The sequence below is a fragment of the Burkholderia sp. Se-20373 genome, assembly GCF_017104705.1.
GTDB lineage: Bacteria > Pseudomonadota > Gammaproteobacteria > Burkholderiales > Burkholderiaceae > Burkholderia.
Map to the genome: position 1 here is coordinate 1 of NZ_JAAGPH010000039.1, position 17,131 is coordinate 17,131.

General features: G+C 67.4%; 18 protein-coding genes. 15 read left to right on the plus strand and 3 right to left on the minus strand.

The features are described 5' to 3' along the window. The 6 genes from G3N96_RS15460 to G3N96_RS15485 all read left to right on the plus strand — a co-directional run. A partial coding sequence (locus tag G3N96_RS15460) for a LysR substrate-binding domain-containing protein (protein WP_241022655.1) occupies window positions 1–566 on the plus strand: 566 nt, incomplete at its 5' end. A 79-nt stretch (window positions 567–645) separates the two neighbouring features. After that, a complete protein-coding gene (locus tag G3N96_RS15465) occupies window positions 646–1,206 on the plus strand; it encodes a GNAT family N-acetyltransferase (protein ID WP_206137710.1) in 561 nt (186 codons plus the stop codon). Between the two features lie 9 nt (window positions 1,207–1,215). After that, entirely contained in the window at window positions 1,216–2,055 is an 840-nt protein-coding gene (locus tag G3N96_RS15470) for a MerR family transcriptional regulator (RefSeq protein ID WP_089442177.1), read from the plus strand. A 123-nt stretch (window positions 2,056–2,178) separates the two neighbouring features. Then, window positions 2,179–3,162 (plus strand): sulfonate ABC transporter substrate-binding protein, encoded by a 984-nt coding sequence (locus tag G3N96_RS15475; protein WP_206137711.1) that lies wholly within the window; start codon window positions 2,179–2,181, stop codon window positions 3,160–3,162. A 389-nt stretch (window positions 3,163–3,551) separates the two neighbouring features. Continuing rightward, window positions 3,552–3,755 (plus strand): cold-shock protein, encoded by a 204-nt coding sequence (locus G3N96_RS15480; protein ID WP_006485974.1) that lies wholly within the window; start codon window positions 3,552–3,554, stop codon window positions 3,753–3,755. A gap of 276 nt (window positions 3,756–4,031) precedes the next feature. Then, a complete protein-coding gene (locus G3N96_RS15485) occupies window positions 4,032–4,256 on the plus strand; it encodes a hypothetical protein (RefSeq protein WP_089475116.1) in 225 nt (74 codons plus the stop codon). 313 nt (window positions 4,257–4,569) lie between these two features. On the opposite strand, the gene G3N96_RS15490 is transcribed toward G3N96_RS15485, so the two are convergent. Continuing rightward, window positions 4,570–6,003: a CoA transferase gene (locus tag G3N96_RS15490; protein ID WP_206137712.1), complete on the minus strand. Its 1,434-nt coding sequence runs from the start codon at window positions 6,001–6,003 to the stop codon at window positions 4,570–4,572. A gap of 103 nt (window positions 6,004–6,106) precedes the next feature. Between G3N96_RS15490 and G3N96_RS15495 the strand changes: the two genes are divergently transcribed. Continuing rightward, window positions 6,107–7,402 (plus strand): citrate synthase family protein, encoded by a 1,296-nt coding sequence (locus tag G3N96_RS15495; RefSeq protein ID WP_206137744.1) that lies wholly within the window; start codon window positions 6,107–6,109, stop codon window positions 7,400–7,402. A gap of 225 nt (window positions 7,403–7,627) precedes the next feature. Here the strand turns inward: G3N96_RS15495 and speB are convergent, their stop codons facing one another. Beyond that, window positions 7,628–8,596, minus strand: a complete 969-nt coding sequence (speB, locus tag G3N96_RS15500) for an agmatinase (protein WP_206137713.1) — start codon at window positions 8,594–8,596, stop codon at window positions 7,628–7,630. 435 nt (window positions 8,597–9,031) lie between these two features. On the opposite strand from speB, the gene G3N96_RS15505 reads away from it, so the two are divergent. The 5 genes from G3N96_RS15505 (at window position 9,032) to G3N96_RS15525 (ending at window position 14,323) form a co-directional block, all read left to right on the plus strand. Continuing rightward, complete coding sequence (locus G3N96_RS15505) at window positions 9,032–9,703, plus strand: lysoplasmalogenase (protein ID WP_206137714.1); 672 nt, start codon at window positions 9,032–9,034, stop codon at window positions 9,701–9,703. A gap of 246 nt (window positions 9,704–9,949) precedes the next feature. Next, window positions 9,950–11,539: an NAD(P)/FAD-dependent oxidoreductase gene (locus tag G3N96_RS15510; protein WP_206137715.1), complete on the plus strand. Its 1,590-nt coding sequence runs from the start codon at window positions 9,950–9,952 to the stop codon at window positions 11,537–11,539. 21 nt (window positions 11,540–11,560) lie between these two features. Beyond that, window positions 11,561–12,493 carry an SDR family oxidoreductase gene (locus tag G3N96_RS15515; RefSeq protein ID WP_206137716.1) on the plus strand — a complete coding sequence of 311 codons (933 nt, stop codon included), beginning with the start codon at window positions 11,561–11,563 and terminating at the stop codon, window positions 12,491–12,493. Continuing rightward, a complete protein-coding gene (locus G3N96_RS15520; RefSeq protein ID WP_206137717.1) occupies window positions 12,490–13,395 on the plus strand; it encodes a metal-dependent hydrolase in 906 nt (301 codons plus the stop codon). The genes G3N96_RS15515 and G3N96_RS15520 overlap by 4 nt, the downstream gene beginning before the upstream one ends. Before the next feature lie 4 nt (window positions 13,396–13,399). Further along, complete coding sequence (locus tag G3N96_RS15525) at window positions 13,400–14,323, plus strand: alpha/beta fold hydrolase (RefSeq protein WP_124584040.1); 924 nt, start codon at window positions 13,400–13,402, stop codon at window positions 14,321–14,323. Here G3N96_RS15525 and G3N96_RS15530 read toward each other — a convergent pair. After that, the gene (locus G3N96_RS15530) at window positions 14,272–14,838 is read right to left on the minus strand and encodes a putative glycolipid-binding domain-containing protein (RefSeq protein WP_206137718.1); all 567 of its coding nucleotides are present in this window, start codon (window positions 14,836–14,838) and stop codon (window positions 14,272–14,274) included. The genes G3N96_RS15525 and G3N96_RS15530 overlap by 52 nt on opposite strands. Window positions 14,839–15,094: 256 nt before the next feature. On the opposite strand from G3N96_RS15530, the gene G3N96_RS15535 reads away from it, so the two are divergent. The 3 genes from G3N96_RS15535 to G3N96_RS15545 are packed head-to-tail and all read left to right on the plus strand — an operon-like array spanning window position 15,095 to window position 16,979. Beyond that, window positions 15,095–15,988, plus strand: coding sequence for an urea transporter (locus tag G3N96_RS15535; protein WP_124584036.1), 894 nt, complete (start codon window positions 15,095–15,097; stop codon window positions 15,986–15,988). Beyond that, a complete protein-coding gene (locus G3N96_RS15540; RefSeq protein WP_206137719.1) occupies window positions 15,963–16,739 on the plus strand; it encodes a class II aldolase/adducin family protein in 777 nt (258 codons plus the stop codon). The genes G3N96_RS15535 and G3N96_RS15540 overlap by 26 nt, the downstream gene beginning before the upstream one ends. 51 nt (window positions 16,740–16,790) lie before the next feature. Beyond that, window positions 16,791–16,979 carry a 4-oxalocrotonate tautomerase gene (locus G3N96_RS15545; protein WP_039344138.1) on the plus strand — a complete coding sequence of 63 codons (189 nt, stop codon included), beginning with the start codon at window positions 16,791–16,793 and terminating at the stop codon, window positions 16,977–16,979. The last annotated feature ends 152 nt before the right edge of the window (window positions 16,980–17,131 follow it).

Sequence of the window (17,131 nt, forward strand, 5' to 3'; positions counted from 1 at the left end):
ACTTCCTCGCGCCGCGGCTCGCCCGCGCTCAGCGCGCATGGCCGGCGCTGCGCATCGACCTGCTGGGCGAGATGCACGCGGCGAACCTGTACGCACGCGAAGCCGATCTCGCGGTGCGGCTGTCGCGGCCGACCGAGCCGGGGCTCGCCGCACGCAGGCTCGGCACGATGCGTTTCGCGCTGTGCGCAGCACCGGAATGGGCAGATGCACCGCCCGACACCTGGCCGTTCGTCGGCTACGACGACGCGCTCGCCCAGACGCCGCAGCATCAGTGGCTCGCCCGCTTCGCGGCCGGTCGCCGTTTCGCGTTCGTCACCAACGACCTGGCCGCGCAGCATCGCGCGTGCGCGGCCGGCGCCGGCGTCGCGCTGCTGCCGCGGTTTCTCGTCGACGATCCGGCCGCGCATGCGGGCGCGCCGCTCGTCGAGCTGACGGCTGCACCGCGCTGCGACATCGAGCGCGAGATCTGGCTCGTGGTCCACCCGGACGTGCGCCGGTCGCCGCGCGTGCAGCGCGTCGCCGACGCAATCGCCGAAGCCGTTCACGCGGCGGACGGACGGCTGTAGGCGGCGGTCGCCGAACAACGCTTTGCGATCCGCTCCAGCGACCGGCATAGTGACGCTTTGAATTCACCGGACCGCCGCCATGCCCACCGCCCCCGCCTGTGTCGTTCGCGACGCAACCGACGCCGACCTCGACGCGATCCGCACGATCTATGCGCACCACGTGCACCGCAGCGTCGCATCGTTCGAGGAAACGCCGCCCGATGTCGCCGAACTGCGCGCGCGCCGCGACGCGGTGCTACGCGACGGGCTGCCGTATCTCGTCGCCGAATGCGACGGCCGCGTGGCCGGCTACGCGTACGCGACGCCGTACCGCACCCGCCGTGCGTACCGCTTCACGATCGAGGACTCGATCTACATCGACGATGCGCAGCGCGGGCGCGGAATCGGCCGCGCCCTGCTCGCCGCGCTGATCGAACGCTGCGAGGCCGGCCCGTGGCGGCAGATGATCGCGGTGATCGCCGACGGCGGTACCGGCGGCTCGACGTCGCTGCATCGCGCGTTCGGCTTCGAGCCGGCCGGCGTGCTGAAGGCGGTCGGTTTCAAGCACGGCCGCTGGATCGATACGGCGCTGCTGCAGCGCCCGCTCGGCGACGGTGCGGACGCGCTCCCCGTCTCGCCTGAGCCTGTCGCGTCGCGCTAGAATGGCCGCATGTCAAAACAGACTCATTCCACACCCGACGAGGCGGCGCCGGACGCCCGCAACGAGTACACGGTCGACGAACTTGCGCGCGTGTCCGACACGACCGTACGCAACGTCCGTGCGTACCAGGATCGCGGTTTGCTCGCGCCGCCGGAAAAGCGCGGCCGCGTCGGCATCTACGACGACACGCACGTCGCGCGGCTGAAGCTGATCAACCACCTGCTCGCGCGCGGCTACACGCTGTCGAACATCCAGGACCTGATCAAGGCGATCGACGAAGGCCACGACCTGCGCTCGATCCTCGGTCTCGAAAACGCGATCGGCGGCCGCTGGTCGCACGAACTGCCGAAGACCTATTCGCTTGCCGCGCTCGCGCAGATGTTCGGCCCGCAGGCCACCACGCAGCTGTCGCGCGTGACCGAACTCGGCCTGCTCGAACGGCGCGGCCTGTCGTTCGTCGCCAAGAGTCCCGCGCTGCTCGAAGCGGCCGCCGCGATGACAAAGGAAGGCATACCGCCGCGCGAGCTGCTCGACGTGATCAGCCTCGCACGGCCGCACTTCGACGCGATCGCGCGGCTGCTCGTCGATCTCGTCGTGAAGCGGCTCGACCGCTACGACGCGGGCACGCTGCCGCCCGCCACCGACGTGCCCGAACTGGTCGACGCGATCTGGCGCCTGCGCCCGCTCGCTGCCGTGTTCGTCGAAGGCGAGACGAACCGCGCACTGGAAACCGCGGCAAGCGCGTATCTCGGCGGCCGCGTCGCGACGATCCTCGACAAGAAGCTCAGCGACGAGGCCGCGCGGCAGTCCGGCACACCTTCACCGGAACACGGCAGCGACGAAGCATAGGCGCGCCGCCGTCATATTGATATCGGCAATGCTTGGTTTGCGGGCGTGATTGCCCATGCGACGATTCTTCCAACCGAGCGGCACCGCCGCTCGCCCGAAGACGTTTTGCATGGAGTCCGTTCGATGATTCGTTTCACCCGCTGGATCGCCCGCACCGCCGCCGTCACCACGCTCATCGCGCTGTCCGCCGCGTCGGCCTTCGCGCAAGGCGGCGCCGACAAGGTCGTGCGCATCGGTTACCAGAAGGCCGGCCTGCTGTCGGTCATCAAGGCGCAAGGTTCGCTCGAAGCGCGGCTCAAGCCGCTCGGCTATGGCGTGCAGTGGTTCGAATTTCCGGCCGGCCCGCAACTGCTCGAAGCGCTGAACGCGAACAGCGTCGACTTCGGCTATACGGGCGCGCCGCCGCCCGTGTTCGCCCAGGCGGCCGGCGTGCACTTCGTCTATGTCGGCGCGGAACCGCCGGCGCCGCACAACGAGGCCGTGATCGTGAAGGCCGATTCGCCGATCGGTTCGGTCGCCGGCCTGCGCGGCAAGAAGATCGCGCTGCAGAAGGGCTCGAGCGCGAACTACCTGCTGCTCGAAGCACTGAAGCAGGCCGGCGTGCGCTACGACGAAATCCGCCCCGTGTATCTTCCGCCAGCCGATGCGCGCGCCGCATTCGAGAGCGGCAACGTCGATGCGTGGGTCGTCTGGGATCCTTACTACGCGGCTGCGCAGAATGCGCTCAAGGTGCGGACGCTGTCCGACTACACGGGCCTCGCGGCGACCAACAACTTCTACGAAGCCACGCGGGACTTCGCGCAGCAGCATCCCGACGTGGTCGGCGCGATCCTGAAGCAGGCGCGCGAGACGGGCCAGTGGGTCAACACGCATCCGGCCGACACGGCGGCGCTGATCGCACCGAAGGTCGGCCTGCCGCAACCGCTCGTCGAGACGTGGCTCAAGCGTGTCCCGTTCGGCGCGGTGCCGCTCGACGAAAAGATCGTCGCGGCCCAGCAAGGCGTCGCCGATGCGTTTTATGCGGCGAAGCTGATTCCGCAGAAGCTGAACGTGGCCGACAACGCATGGGTCGATAAAAGTGCTCCGCGTGCGCTCGCGGCGAAGTAGCGAGAACGTCGCGCGCAATGTGTCAAAACGGCCGCCGGGCACACGACTCGTCGGCCTTTCTTGTTCTTGTCGAATTGTCGGGAAACGCGGGACGCACTGTCGGCGTTCGCGTCTATTGTGGCCGCCCCCGCACGCCCTGCCGCATGGCGCGCTCCGCCAAGCAGGGCCACATCGCTTCACCCGCAAAACGGGTGGCGTGGCGAAACAGTTACAAGTTAATGATTGACGCCAGCGCTGCCCAGCGGATAAAGTCTCGGTCGAAGTTCAAGAAGTCCGATTGCTGTTCATCAATTGATCGCTCCTCAGCGGTATTCGTTGCCCTCTCCCTCCTTGACGCTTCCAGCGCTCTTTTCAGAGCAAATCTTCATATTTTTTCCCAAGGAATCTTCATGGATACCGGTATCGTCAAGTGGTTCAACGACAGCAAAGGCTTTGGCTTCATCACCCCCGACAACGGCGGCGACGACCTCTTCGCTCACTTCTCCGAAATTCGCGCCGACGGCTTCAAGACGCTGGCTGAAAACCAGAAAGTGAGCTTCGAAACGAAGCAAGGCCCGAAGGGTCTGCAAGCGGCCAACATCAAGCCGCTGTAAAGTTTGAAGGACCCGGCGCCCCGTCACGGGCGCCGGGTTGCAGCGACATCCTCGCGGAGCCTGGTCTCCCAAAGTTGGCGCGATTGCTCTTGGCTGCATCGGTTCATTCCGCAGCTCGCCGCGCGCCACACGCCTCGTTGCACTTCATTCCCCCTCTGGCTGCCAAGCCCTTTTTCGCTTTACGACTGCGTCGGATTCAGCTCGCAATGGCTTTGAATCGGCATACCCGTGCACATCCGCACGGCACGCACGCACTCGAACATCATTAAAATTAAAATGCATAACAAACAAATTCATCAATACAACGGCTATGCCGTCCAACCCTCGGCGCATCGTTTGCCCGACGGTAGTTTTTCGTCCAACCTGCTGCTTGAACGCGCCGGTAGCCCACGCACCGAAGGCCGCTACCAGTTCTATTCGCTCGATTACTTCACGAGCGAGGAACAGGCGTTGCAGCATTCGGCCCGCTGGGCACGCAACTGGGTCGACACGCGCGGTTAAACACAACGCCAGGCCCTCGATCCGGCGACGCGCAACGCGCCGGCGGTCTTCGCCGGCCGACTGGTTTCACTAGTCTGCCCCCTCTCCGCCGAACGCGTTCCGTCCGATCAGGCACATCCTGATCGGCGGCCAGGGCGCGGCGGGGGACATCCGGAAACACGCCGCCGATCACGTCGGCCACGTGTTCCAGCCCGTTCGCGCGCCGTCCGATGATGACGACCCGCGCATTGCGCTGAGCAAAATGCATCGCCGTGGCCAGGTCGATTTCCGCCCCGTCGCCACTCACCGACACCAACCGACTCATCGCATCGCGTCACAGATCGTCGTTCGACGACAACCATTCGGGCTCGTACGCACCCAGCGCGCGCGCCGGATAAAACCATCGTAGCGGCGCACCGTCGATCCGCACGGGCGGCAGGAGCCGGGATGCCGGCCCCCACGACGTCGGTTCGACGTGCGCCGCACGATCACGTTGATCGTCGGCAAGCAGTTCGATCACCTCGCTCATCGACTCCGGCCGCAACTGCAACTCAGCCGCCGTCCGCGCCAGCGAAGCGCGCACCTCGGTACCGACGCCCTCTTTCATTCGCGTCGTCAGCCCGCGGATGGCAGCCGTCGCCATCAGGTAGCCCGTCGCATGGTCGATCGCCTGAACGGGCAAGTTCACCGGCTCGTCCCCACCCATCACGCGCATGCCCGCCTCGGCGATTCCCGTGCTCATTTGAATGAGGCTGTCGAAGCCGCGCCGGTAACGCCATTCACCACGCCAGCCATAAGCGTCGAGCGACACGTCGATGAGCGCAGGATTCAGCTCGCGCCGATGCGCAGCATCGAGTCCAAGGCGCGTGAGTGAATCGGCCCGATAACCGTGCACGACGATATCCGCGCTGCCGAGCATCTGCTTGAGCGTATCGAGATCCGCGGCATCCTTCAGGTTCAGCCGCGCGCACCGCTTGCCGAGGACGACTTCGGGCACCGTCCCCGGCTCTTCCCAGCCGTACGGATCGATGCGCAGCACGTCGGCGCCCAGGCCTGCAAGAAACCGTGTCGCGACGGGACCGGCGAGAATGCGCGTCAGGTCGAGCACGCGAATGCCGCGCAACGGCCGGTTTTTCGAAGGCCGCCAGTCGTGCGCGACGGCATCGGTCGCGGCACGGACATGCAGCAACGGCTCGGTTGCGACTGCGTTGCCCTGCGGATGCCCGGCCCACTCCCGCGCCGAGTACATTGCCGCGGCACAACCGCCGCGCTCGACGATCGCCTCTTCGAGCGCGGCGGCATCCCAGCGATTCACCGCTTGCGCGACCGACTGCGCATCGGCGGCGCAGCCGAGCACCGACAACGCGGCCAGCCGATGATGCGGCGCGTTCGTGTGCAACCGGATCCAGCGATCGCGTGCCCGATAGTTGCCGGCCACCGGATCCCATTGCGGCGGCATGGACCAGCCATGCGGACGCAGCGACGTGCCGAACCATAGCGACGCCATGCGACGGTCGACCCGAACCGCCGGCAACGTCCCGGTCGATGCATGCAGCAATTCGGCAACGGACGCCGCTGCCGCGCCGATCGCCGCCGTGGCCAGGTCGGTGACGCGAAATGCCGAAACCAGTTCTCCCGACCCGCTGAAGCGGCACGACTCGAGGAACGCCTGAGACCCACCCGCCGCGCGCCAGAACGCCCGTAGATGACGCGACACCCGCTCGTCATCGGCTGCGGCCCGTTCCCTCGACATTTGATCGACACCCATGTTCGCCTCGCATGAATTCGGTGAGGCAAAGATCGTCTCGCTCGCATTTGCTGTCAACGTTGATTATCCTGATCAATCTGTCGAACGATTCCCCCTGCGCACGATGTCGAACTACCTGAATTCGACCGCAGCCGCGGCAAGGCTCGGTGTCTCGCGGCAAACCCTCTACGCGTACGTCAGCCGCGGCCTGCTTCGCGCGGAACCGGGCAACAGCCACCGTGAAAGCCGCTACCTCGCGGCCGAGGTCGAGCGCCTCGCGGATCAACGCGCACGCGGCCGCAAGCCGAAGGAAGTGGCGAAGGCCGCGCTGAACTGGGGGTCGCCCGTGCTCGAATCGAGCATCACGTTGATCGATGGCGGCCGGCTTTTCTATCGCGGCGTGGATGCACTCGATCTCGCTGCCCGCGCGAGTCTCGAGGAAGTCGCGGCGCTGCTGTGGCGATGCGACGAGCAGACCGCTTTCGGCCGTCACGTCCCCACGACGCCATCAGTACTGCGAACGCTCTTCAGGCACTACGCCGGTCAACGCACCGAGCAAGCACTGCTGCCGCTCTTCACCGTCGCGAGCGAGGACGCGCCCACGGCGACCTGGCATCAGTCGGCCGATCGTCAGGCGCAGGGCTGCGGCGATCTCGTGCGGATTCTGGCGGCATGCCTGCTGCGCACCCGGATCGATACCGCACCCATCCACGCGCAATGCGCGCGGGCATGGGGCGTCGGGCCGGCGGGCGCCGAGCTGATCAGGATGGCGCTCGTGCTGTGCGCGGATCACGAACTGAACGCGTCGAGCTTCACGGGGCGGTGCATCGCGTCGACGAACGCGAGCTTGCGCGCCGTCGTGGTCGGCGGCCTGGCCGGCTTGTCGGGCGAGCGGCACGGCGCCACCACCGCGCGTGGCGAAGCACTGTGGGATGAACTGGGCAATCAGCATGTCGAGCAAAAAATGGCCGCGCGTCTCGCCCGGGGAGACGGCTTGCCGGGCTTCGGACATGCGCTCTACCCCGATGGCGACGTGCGCGCGACGTATCTGTTGTCGCGGATCCTGCCGCGTCATCCGCAGTGGAAAAGGATGATCGATACCGGGAGCGCGCTCGTCGGTCAGAAGCCCTCGCTCGATCTCGCGCTGGTGGCGTTACGCAGACATTTGCGGCTTCCCGTCGGCGCCGCATTCGGCCTGTTCGCGCTCGGCCGCTCGATCGGCTGGGTCGCGCACGGGCTGGAGCAGCGCGAGCAATCCGATCTCATCCGGCCGCGTGCGGTTTATACGGGGGCCTGGCCGGATAGCGCCGGCGCCGGGATGGATCACTCTCGATCTCGCGGACAGTCGGGAAAACAGCAAACAACGCAACCCGCAGCGCCGAAAGACGACATGCTTGCGGCTTTCTTCAGGAGTCGATAGGTTTTGCTGGATGAAGTCGCGGCACGTCATCGGTGACATGCAAGCGCGTCGTTGACGTACGGAAGCGGCCAACCACTGACATTTCGCGGATTTCGCCAACGAGTCGGCAGGGCCCTTCCACGGAAATCCGCGAAGACTTTTCTCCCGATTCACCGGATACGAACAGCACACGGCACCTCGATCCGGCAATGCGCGCACCGCGCCAGCGGCACGCGCATGCCCGGCTTACGTCAGCGATCCCGCCACCTTCTTCTGCCGCCACAGACACAGCAGGTCACACGCGACATGCGCGGCCGCAATCGCCGTGATGTCCGCGTGGTCGTACGCGGGCGCGACCTCAACCACATCCGCACCGATCAGGTTCACCGCGCCGAGCGCACGCACGATCGCGAGCGCCTGCGCCGACGACAGCCCGCCCGCGACCGGCGTGCCGGTGCCGGGCGCGAACGCCGGATCGAGACAATCGATATCGAACGTCAGGTACGCCGGCCGCGCGCCGACGATATCGACGATCCGCTCGACCGCCGCCCGCGCGCCATGGTCATGCACCCATGCCGCATCGAGCCGCTCGATCCCGAGAAAGTCGTCGTTCCACGTGCGAATCCCGACCTGCACCGACGTCGCCGGATCGATCAGCCCTTCCTTCACGGCCTTGTAGAACATCGTCCCGTGATTGAGGCTGTCCGGATCGTCGTCGGCCCACGTATCGCAGTGCGCGTCGAAATGGATCAGCGACAGCGGCTTCCCGTAGCGCTCCGCATGCGCGACCAGCAGCGGATAGGTGATGTAGTGGTCGCCGCCGAGCGTCAGCATCTTCGCGCCGGAACCGAGAATCGTGCGCGCATGCTCGACGATCGCGGGCTTGATCGACAGCGGGTTGTGCGCGTCGAACCAGCAGTCGCCATAGTCGACCGCCGCGAGATCGTCGAACGGGTTGAAACCCCACGGATACGGATGAAGCTCCGCGAGCTGCACGCTCGCCGCGCGGATCGCGGCCGGCCCGAGCCGCGCGCCGGAGCGGTAGGTCGTCGCGAGATCGAGCGGCACGCCGGAGATCGCGACGTCGACGCCGTCGAGTTCGCGCGAATAGTTGCGGCGCATGAACGACAGCACGCCCGCGTAGGTGTTTTCGATCGACGAGCCGTACGGCGTCGTGCGACGGATCGCGCCGTCGCCGTGGAGAAGTTCGGTCATGGTCGGACCTGTTTTCGAGGAGAGGCCTGCCCGCCCCGCTTCGCATCAGCGCTCGGGCCAGGCACGGCCGGGATTCATCGGGCCCACTCCGGCTCGCGCATCCAGTCGCGAGGCCGGGCGGAAACAACGACAACGACAGCAACAACCACATCGACAACGGCAATACCGCGGCGATCATAGCAAGCCGAATTGAAGTCGTTGCCCCGGTTCGACCGGGGCAACGCGCGGAGAAATCCGGCGGCCGCGCCCAGGCATCGGCGCCCGGCATCGCCGGATTGCTGCGCCGGCGGGCAATCCTCGTGCATCGCGATCCCGGTCGTTTCCTAGAAGGATTCGCCGGTTTTGGCACGCCCTTTCTTCCGGATAATGGCCGACAGCCGCGCGCTCGACCGCGCGCCGTCCACCGCAGACGACAACAAACCGGAGACACCCGCCTTGATCGCCACGCTTCCCGCCCCCTACCGCCGGCTCTGGCCGCTCGCCGTCGTCGCCGCGCTGCTATATGGACTGTCGCTCGCCGCGGCGCCCTATCCCGGCCAGGCCATCGCGAAAGCCGCGATGGGCATCCTGCTGCTCGCGGCGGGCAGCACCTGCGCCGCACCGCGCGAACGCGCGTGGCTGTGCGCGGCGCTCGTGACGGCCGTGCTCGGCGACGTGCTGCTCGCGCTGCCCGACTGGCCGCTGTCGTTCGTCCTCGGCCTCGGCGCGTTCCTGCTCACGCACCTGTGCTACTGCGCGATCTTCATGCGCTGGCGCGCGCGGCCGCACGGCTGGCGCATCGTCGCGCTCGTCGGGCTGTGGATCGCCGCGCCCGCGTTCTACGTGGCGTTCTTCCCGCATCTCGGCGAGCTGATGGCGCCGGTCGCCGTCTACATGCTCGTGCTGTGCGCGATGGCGAGCTTCGCGCTCGCCGCCCGTACACGCGGCCCGCTGGTGGCCATCGGCAGCCTGATCTTCGTCGGCTCCGATACGCTGATCGGTGTCGGCCGCTTCCTCGGCGGTTTTCCGGGCATCGATTACCTGATCTGGGGCCTCTATGCGCTCGCGCAGGTCACGATCGTGGCCGGGGTTTTCCATGAGACAGCCAGTCAATCGATCCGTCCCTGACACCGTTTCAAACAGGCCGCCGCGCGCCGGCGGTCTCTCCCGCACCCTCTCACGCCCTGCCGGCGGCCCTTTCCGCGTATCCCGCCATGCGGAAGCCGGCCCGTTCCAAACCCCGCTCAGCCTTTTCCCGCCTGGCTTCCGGCCCTTAGAGCGCCGCTTCTAGCCTCTTGCGGTTTCCGGGCTCACCCACTATCGTTACATCAAACAATGTAACATTCGAAAATGAGCCAAATCGGAGACACCCGGATGAATGCTCGCACGTTGCCTTTCGGTCCGCCCGGCCACGATGGCCTGGACGAAACCATCGACATCGCCATCATCGGCACCGGCTTCGCCGGCCTCGGGATGGCGATCCGCCTGCGTCAAACAGGCGTGACCGACTTCGTCGTCCTCGAGAAGGCCGCGTCGGTCGGCGGCACGTGGCGCGACAATCATTACCCCGGGTGTGCATGCGACGTGCAATCGCACGTCTATTCGTTCTCGTTCGCGCCGAACCCGCGCTGGACGCGCATGTTCGCGCCGCAGCCGGAAATCCGCGCCTATCTGGAAGACTGCGTGCAGCGCTTCGGCGTCGGCCCGCACCTGCGCCTGAACCACGAACTGCAGCGCGCCGAGTACGACGAGGCCGCGCAACGCTGGCGCCTCACGTTCGCGAACGGCAAGCGGCTGTCCGCGCGCGTGCTGGTGTCGGGGATGGGCGGGCTGTCGCGCGCCGCGCTGCCGTCGATTCCCGGCGTCGAGCACTTCAAGGGCCGTGCGTTCCACTCGCAGCAGTGGGATCACGATTACGCGCTCGAAGGCAAGCGCGTCGCGGTGATCGGCACCGGCGCAAGCGCGATCCAGTTCGTGCCGCAGATCGCGCCGCGCGTGAAGGAACTCGCGCTGTTCCAGCGCACGCCGCCGTGGATCATGCCGAAGCCCGACCGCAACCTGACCGGGTTCGAGAAATGGCTGTTCCGCACGCTGCCGTTCACGCAGAAGGCCGTGCGCAGCAGCATCTACTGGATGCTCGAATCGCGCGTGCTCGGCTTCGCGATCCATCCGTCGTTGATGAAGAACGTGCAGAAGCTCGCGCTGCGCCATATCCGCAAGCAGATTCCCGATCCGGAGCTGCGCAAGATCGTCACGCCGAACTACACGCTCGGCTGCAAGCGCGTGCTGATCTCGAACGACTACTACCCGGCGCTGTCGCGCAAGAACGTCGACGTGATCACGACCGGCATCGACCACATCGAAGCCGACGCGGTCGTGACGACCGACGGCCGCCGTCATGAAGTCGACTGCCTGATCTACGGCACCGGCTTCCAGGTGGCCGATCCGTATCCGCGCGGCGCGATCATCGGCCGCGGCGGGCTCGACATCGTCGACGCATGGCGCGACGGCGCGCACGCGTATCTCGGCTCGACGCTGCCCGGCTACCCGAACTTCTTCATGATCGTCGGCCCGAACACGGGCCTCGGCCACAACTCGATGGTGTTCATGATCGAGTCGCAGATCGAGTACATCCTCGGCGCACTGCAGGCGATGCGTCGCGAACGGGCGGACGCGATCGAAGTGCGCCCGCTCGTCGAGGCGCAGTTCAACAGCGACCTGCAAGGCAAGCTCAAGAAGGCGATCTGGTCGACGGGCGGCTGCAAGAGCTGGTACCTCGATCCGCGCACCGGCAAGAACACGACGCTGTGGCCCGGCTTCACGTGGCGCTTCCGCCAGGCGACCGCGCACTTCTCGATCGCCGACTACCACGCGTATCGCGCACCGCAACACGACACGACCGCGCGGCCCGCCGCCGCGCCCGCCGCTTCCGCTTCGACTTCCCCGTCCGCCGAAGCGGCCTGAGCCAGACAAGGAGCCACCGACATGAGAGATTTCGCCAACAAGGTCGCCGCGATCACGGGTGCCGGCTCGGGCATGGGCCGCGCGCTCGCGATCCAGCTCGCGCAGGCCGGCTGCCACGTATCGCTCGCCGACAAGAACGGCGTGGGCCTCGCCGAAACCGAACGGATCGTCCGTGCGATCGCGCCGAACGTGCGCGTGTCGACGCGCGTGCTGGACGTCGGCGACCGCGACGCGATGTTCGCGTGGGCCGACGACACCGCGAAGGAACACGGCAAGGTCAACCTGATCTTCAACAACGCGGGCGTCGCGCTGTCGAGCACGATCGAAGGGATGGAATACAGCGATCTCGAGTGGATCGTGAACATCAACTTCTGGGGCGTCGTGCACGGCACGAAGGCGTTCCTGCCGCACCTGAAAGCGTCGGGCGACGGCCACGTGATCAACACGTCGAGCATCTTCGGGATCTTCGCGCAGCCGGGCATGAGCGGCTACAACGCGACCAAGTTCGCGGTGCGCGGCTTCACCGAATCGCTGCGCCAGGAACTCGACATGATGAAGTGCGGCGTGTCGGCGACCTGCGTGCATCCGGGCGGCATCCGCACGAACATCGCGCAATCGAGCCGTGTCGCGAAGAACATGGTCGGCTTCATCGTCGAGAGCGAACAGCAAGGCAAGGACAGCTTCGAGAAGTTCTTCATCACGACCGCCGACGATGCCGCGCGCACGATCCTCGCCGGCGTGCGCAAGAACAAGCGCCGCGTGCTGATCGGCCGCGACGCGAAGGGCGCGGACTGGATGGCGCGCATCCTGCCCGCCGCGTACCAGGCGCTCGTCGTGCTCGCCACGCGCCGCGAGGCCGCGAAGGCCCGCCGCGCCGCGCGCGGCACGCCGACGGCCGCGCCGCTGCACGCCACCTACAACAATGCAGGCAACCAGGGAGGAGAACAATCATGACGACCCCGAACATGATGCCCGTGCGGCGCGACATCCGTTTCGCGCTGCCCCCCGAGCGCGCGCGCGACTGGCACGTGCAGGGCGTACCGGTCACGCACTTCATGAACGCGCTGTCGCTGCTGTTCCCGGCCGGCGAACGCTTCTTCATGGATTCGGTGCGCAACTATCGCGACCAGATCGAGGATCCGGAACTGAAGAAGCAGGTGCTCGGCTTCATCGGCCAGGAAGCGATGCACACGCGCGAGCACATCGAATACAACGACCTGCTGCAGGCGGCCGGCCTGCCCGCGCACAAGCTCGACAAGCGCCTGTGGACGATCCTCGGCTGGTTCAAGAAAGTGCTGCCGCATTCGATGCAGCTGGCGATCACGATCGCGCTCGAACACTACACGGCGATCCTCGCGAACCAGCTGCTGTCGGGCCACGAGCACCGCATCGACGGCTCGGTCGAAGGCTACCAGCAGATGTGGATGTGGCACGCGATGGAGGAAACCGAGCACAAGGCCGTGTCCTACGACGTGTGGCGCACCGTGACGAAGCCGGGCCTCGGCAGCTACCTGCTGCGCACCGGCACGATGCTGACGACCACCGTGTTCTTCTGGACCATCGTGTTCGACTTCCACGTGCGCCTGATGCGCGCGCACCGTCGCGAGCACGGCAAGTTCGGCGGCATGTGGCGCCTCGTGAAGTACCTGTACGGCCCGAAGCACGGCGTGTTCCCGAGCATCGCGCGCGAATGGCTCGACTACTTCCGTCCGGGCTTCCACCCGTGGGACCACGACAACCACCAGTACCTGCAAGGGCTCGACACGCTGCTCGAGAACATCGACGCGACCAACGCGCGCTACGCCGCGCAAGCCGCCCCGCGCCGCGTGCCGCTGCACCCGGTTCCGCAGGCATGACGCCATGGCGCGCGCCCACGAGATGCTGACCGTCCAGTCCGGCGACGTGAAACTCGCCGTCTACGTAAGCGGGTCGCGTCGCGCCCCGCCGCTGATCCTCGTGCACGGCTACCCCGATTCGGCAGCCGTATGGGCGCCGATCCGGGCGCGGCTCGCGAAGCGCTACCGCGTGATCGCGTACGACGTGCGCGGCGCCGGTGCGTCCGACGCGCCGCGCCGCCGCGCCGACTACACGCTCGAGCGGCTCGCTGCCGACCTGAAGGCGGTGGCCGACGCAACCTGCGGCGGCCGGCCGTTCCATCTCGTCGGCCACGACTGGGGGTCGATCCAGTGCTGGGAGGCTGTGACCGACCCCGCGTTCCGCGGCCGGATCGCGTCGTACACGTCGATCTCGGGCCCGTGCCTCGATCACGTGTTCCGCGCGAAGATGCGGCTCAAGCAAAGCCTGAAGTCGTGGTACATCGCGTTCTTCCACCTGCCGCTCGTGCCGTCGCTGGTGTGGCGGCTCGGCGGCGCGGCACTGTGGCCGCGCTGGCTGCAGCTCACCGAGCGCGTGCGTGCGGAGCGCGATCCCGTGCAACTGAAGAACGCGCTGAACGGGCTGCAGCTGTACCGCGCGAACTTCATCGCACGGGCACGCAAGCCGCGCGAGCGGTACGCGCAGGCGCCCGTGCAGATCCTGGTGCCGGTGCGCGACCGCTACGTGACGCCCGAAATGTCGGTCGACCTCGACCGCTGGCTCGGCGACCACGTGCGCGAGGAAATCGACGGCACGCACTGGATCGTGCTGCGCCACCCCGACATGATCGCGTCGCGGATCGACCGCTTCGCGTCCGCGCAGGAGCGGCCGGCACTCACCCCGGTCGCGGCCCGGGTTCAGCGCACCGCGGGCATCGGCGCCGGCAGACGTCTGAACAGCGTCTCGTAATCGACGACGAGCCCGTCGTCGTCGATCTCCATCTCGGCCGTGAAGTCGCGGAAGATTCCTTCGTAGCGATAGCGCCGGCCCGGCTCGAGGCACGCATAGGCCTGCTTGACCGGCGTGACCTTCAGGTCCGGCGTCGAGATGTACGCGACGTCGATCGGCCGCCGCTCGCCGCGCGCGAGCCCGAGGCGGCCGATCGGCAGCGAATTCGTGAACGGCGTCGCCGCGATGTCGATGTCGATGCAACCGTCGAGCTCCGGCAGTGCGCGGCCCGAGCCGTCGCGCCAGTGGCCCGCGCCGTCGCCGCGCAATTCGAGCGTGCCGCCGCCCATCACCTTGAGCACCGCATGGGTCACGCGCCAGTGCGCATCGCACTCGACGCGATACGCGAGCCCGTACGCACGGCCGTACCGCTGGCCGACCACCGCGCTTTCGACGACGATCCCGCCGCCGCTCCGGTCGAACGTCAGATGTTCGACCCCGTCGCCTTCGAGCGACGCCCAACGCACTTCGCGCATCTTTCCGCCCCCCGGTATTCCCGATGCGAGGCATCGTCGCACGAATCGCCCGGCGAAAGTACCGGCCACTGCCAGGAATCGAGTCCCGAACGGGACAGCCCGCCGAAAGCGCCAACGGCGCGGCGTTCGGGCACGAATCGACGTCCGGATTCACCGTTTCGGGGCATCAACCACAAATCCTGACTATCCAGAATTCCCTATTCCGGTGCATGGAATTGTGTCCTATGCTCGCGGCTCGCCCTGTTCCGCCGCCATCATGCCTACCGCCCGCCCCGTCCCGCCGTCGATCGACCTGCGTATCTTGCTGCGCGGTATCGGGCAGATCGTGCTGCAGGCGAATGCGCTCACCGGCGCGCTGCTGCTCGCCGCGCTGGCGCTGACCGACCTGCGGCTCGCGAGCGCTGCGCTGGTCGGCTCGGCCGCCGCCAGCATGACGGCGGTGCTGACGGGCGCCGAGCGCCGCGACATCGAACAGGGGCTGCACGGCTTCAACGGTGCGCTCGCCGCGCTGATCGCCGTGCTGTTCGCGCCCCATCAACTTGCCGCCATCGTGCTGGTGCCGCTGGCCTCGATCGGCGCGGCGCTCGTGCAGCGCGCGATGCGCGTGCCGCTCGCACGCTGGCGCCAGTGCCCGTATTCGAGCCCGTGCCTCGCCGTCACCGCGCTGTGGTTTCCGTTTGTCGCATTGCAGCAGGCAGGCGGCGCGACGGTCGGCCCGGTGCTGACGTTTTCATCCGCGGCCGACGCGCTGCTCTCGGGCATCGCGCAGACCACGTTCGCGCAAGGCGCATGGGCCGGTCTGCTGATCGTCGCCGGCCTTGCCGTCGCGTCCCGCCGCGCGGCCGCATTCGCGCTCGGCGGCGCGCTGGTATCGTCCGTGTTGCTGGTCGGGTTCGGCGCGAGCGGCGCATCGTTCGCCGACGGCCTGCTCGGCTTCAACGGCGCGCTCGCCGCACTCGCGCTGATGCCGCGCGGCCCCCGCGCGGCGCTCGCCGCCGCCGCACTCGCCGCGCTGATCCAGTGGCTCGCGACTCGCGCCGGCATTCCCGCGTTCACGGCCCCGTTCGCGCTCGCGTCGTGGATCACGGTGATCGTCGCGCGCCGCTTCACCTACGGAGAACCCGATGTCGTCATTCGCACACCGTCCTGATGCCGTGAAACCCGGCGGCCCGATCTCGGACGCCGGACGCCGGATGCGCGTCGACCTCGCTGCCGCGTACCGGCTCGTCGCGCTGAACGGCTGGGACGACCTGATCTACACGCACCTTTCCGCGACCGTGCCCGGCGAGTCCGGCCACTTCCTGATCAACCCGTTCGGCCTCACGTTCGACGAAGTCCGCGCGTCGAATCTCGTGAAGATCGACCTGGCCGGCAACCGGATCGGCGACAGCGAGCATGCGGTCAACGTCACGGGCTTCGCGCTGCACGCGGCCGTGCATGCCGCCCGCGCCGACGCCGTGTGCGTGATGCATCTGCACAATACGGCCGGCATCGCCGTGTCGATCCAGCGCGACGGGCTGCTGCCCGCGTCGCAGCACGCGCTGCGGTTTCATGGCGACCTCGCGTACCACGACTACGAGGCACTCGCGTTCTCGCCGGCCGAAGGCGCGCGGCTGACCGCGAGCCTCGGCGCGAAATCCGCGATGCTGCTGCGCAACCACGGCACGCTGACGGTCGGCCGCACGGTGGCCGAAGCTTATGTGCTGATGGATACGCTGATCAAGGCGTGCGACATTCAGGTGCGCGCGCAGGCCGGCGGCGGGCCGCTCGTGCTGCCCGACCCGGCCGTCGCCGACCGAACCGCCGAACAGCTGCGCGACGGCGGCGCGATCGAAGGCGAACTGGAATGGCCGGCGCTGCTGCGCCGGCTCGACCGGATCGATCCGACGTATCGCGACTGACGCCACCGGCGCCCCACGCATCATTCACCCCAACCATCGGAGCACTCCGTCATGCCGACTTTCAATATCCAGCTCTTCGAAGGCCGCACCGTCGACCAGAAGCGCGCATTCGTCGAAGCCATCACGCGCGTCACGTGCGAGACGCTCGGCTGCGAGCCGGGCTCGGTCGACATCATTCTCACCGACGTGAAGAAAGAGAACTGGGCGACCGCCGGGAAGCTGTGGAGCGACGAGCGCTGAGCATCACCGGCGGCGTCGCTGCGGCGCTGCGCTGACTCACACGCTGCAGCGCCCGCCAAAGGCGCTGCACACGGCCTCCTCCAGCCGCCTCCCGTTGTGCGCCCGCACATCGCTTTGTCACGCATTCGGCGCATAATGCCGGACAGACGCAG

What these genes read in the sequence shown, in the direction of transcription:
- G3N96_RS15530 (WP_206137718.1), bottom strand. Translation starts at nt 14,838, where the DNA reads ATGCGCGAAGTGCGTTGGGCGTCGCTCGAAGGCGACGGGGTCGAACAT.
- G3N96_RS15480 (WP_006485974.1), top strand. Translation starts at nt 3,552, where the DNA reads ATGGATACCGGTATCGTCAAGTGGTTCAACGACAGCAAAGGCTTTGGC.
- G3N96_RS15510 (WP_206137715.1), top strand. Translation starts at nt 9,950, where the DNA reads ATGAATGCTCGCACGTTGCCTTTCGGTCCGCCCGGCCACGATGGCCTG.
- G3N96_RS15535 (WP_124584036.1), top strand. Translation starts at nt 15,095, where the DNA reads ATGCCTACCGCCCGCCCCGTCCCGCCGTCGATCGACCTGCGTATCTTG.
- G3N96_RS15515 (WP_206137716.1), top strand. Translation starts at nt 11,561, where the DNA reads ATGAGAGATTTCGCCAACAAGGTCGCCGCGATCACGGGTGCCGGCTCG.
- G3N96_RS15495 (WP_206137744.1), top strand. Translation starts at nt 6,107, where the DNA reads ATGTCGAACTACCTGAATTCGACCGCAGCCGCGGCAAGGCTCGGTGTC.
- G3N96_RS15545 (WP_039344138.1), top strand. Translation starts at nt 16,791, where the DNA reads ATGCCGACTTTCAATATCCAGCTCTTCGAAGGCCGCACCGTCGACCAG.
- G3N96_RS15520 (WP_206137717.1), top strand. Translation starts at nt 12,490, where the DNA reads ATGACGACCCCGAACATGATGCCCGTGCGGCGCGACATCCGTTTCGCG.
- G3N96_RS15475 (WP_206137711.1), top strand. Translation starts at nt 2,179, where the DNA reads ATGATTCGTTTCACCCGCTGGATCGCCCGCACCGCCGCCGTCACCACG.
- G3N96_RS15540 (WP_206137719.1), top strand. Translation starts at nt 15,963, where the DNA reads ATGTCGTCATTCGCACACCGTCCTGATGCCGTGAAACCCGGCGGCCCG.
- G3N96_RS15485 (WP_089475116.1), top strand. Translation starts at nt 4,032, where the DNA reads ATGCATAACAAACAAATTCATCAATACAACGGCTATGCCGTCCAACCC.
- G3N96_RS15465 (WP_206137710.1), top strand. Translation starts at nt 646, where the DNA reads ATGCCCACCGCCCCCGCCTGTGTCGTTCGCGACGCAACCGACGCCGAC.
- G3N96_RS15525 (WP_124584040.1), top strand. Translation starts at nt 13,400, where the DNA reads ATGGCGCGCGCCCACGAGATGCTGACCGTCCAGTCCGGCGACGTGAAA.
- G3N96_RS15470 (WP_089442177.1), top strand. Translation starts at nt 1,216, where the DNA reads ATGTCAAAACAGACTCATTCCACACCCGACGAGGCGGCGCCGGACGCC.
- G3N96_RS15490 (WP_206137712.1), bottom strand. Translation starts at nt 6,003, where the DNA reads ATGGGTGTCGATCAAATGTCGAGGGAACGGGCCGCAGCCGATGACGAG.
- speB (WP_206137713.1), bottom strand. Translation starts at nt 8,596, where the DNA reads ATGACCGAACTTCTCCACGGCGACGGCGCGATCCGTCGCACGACGCCG.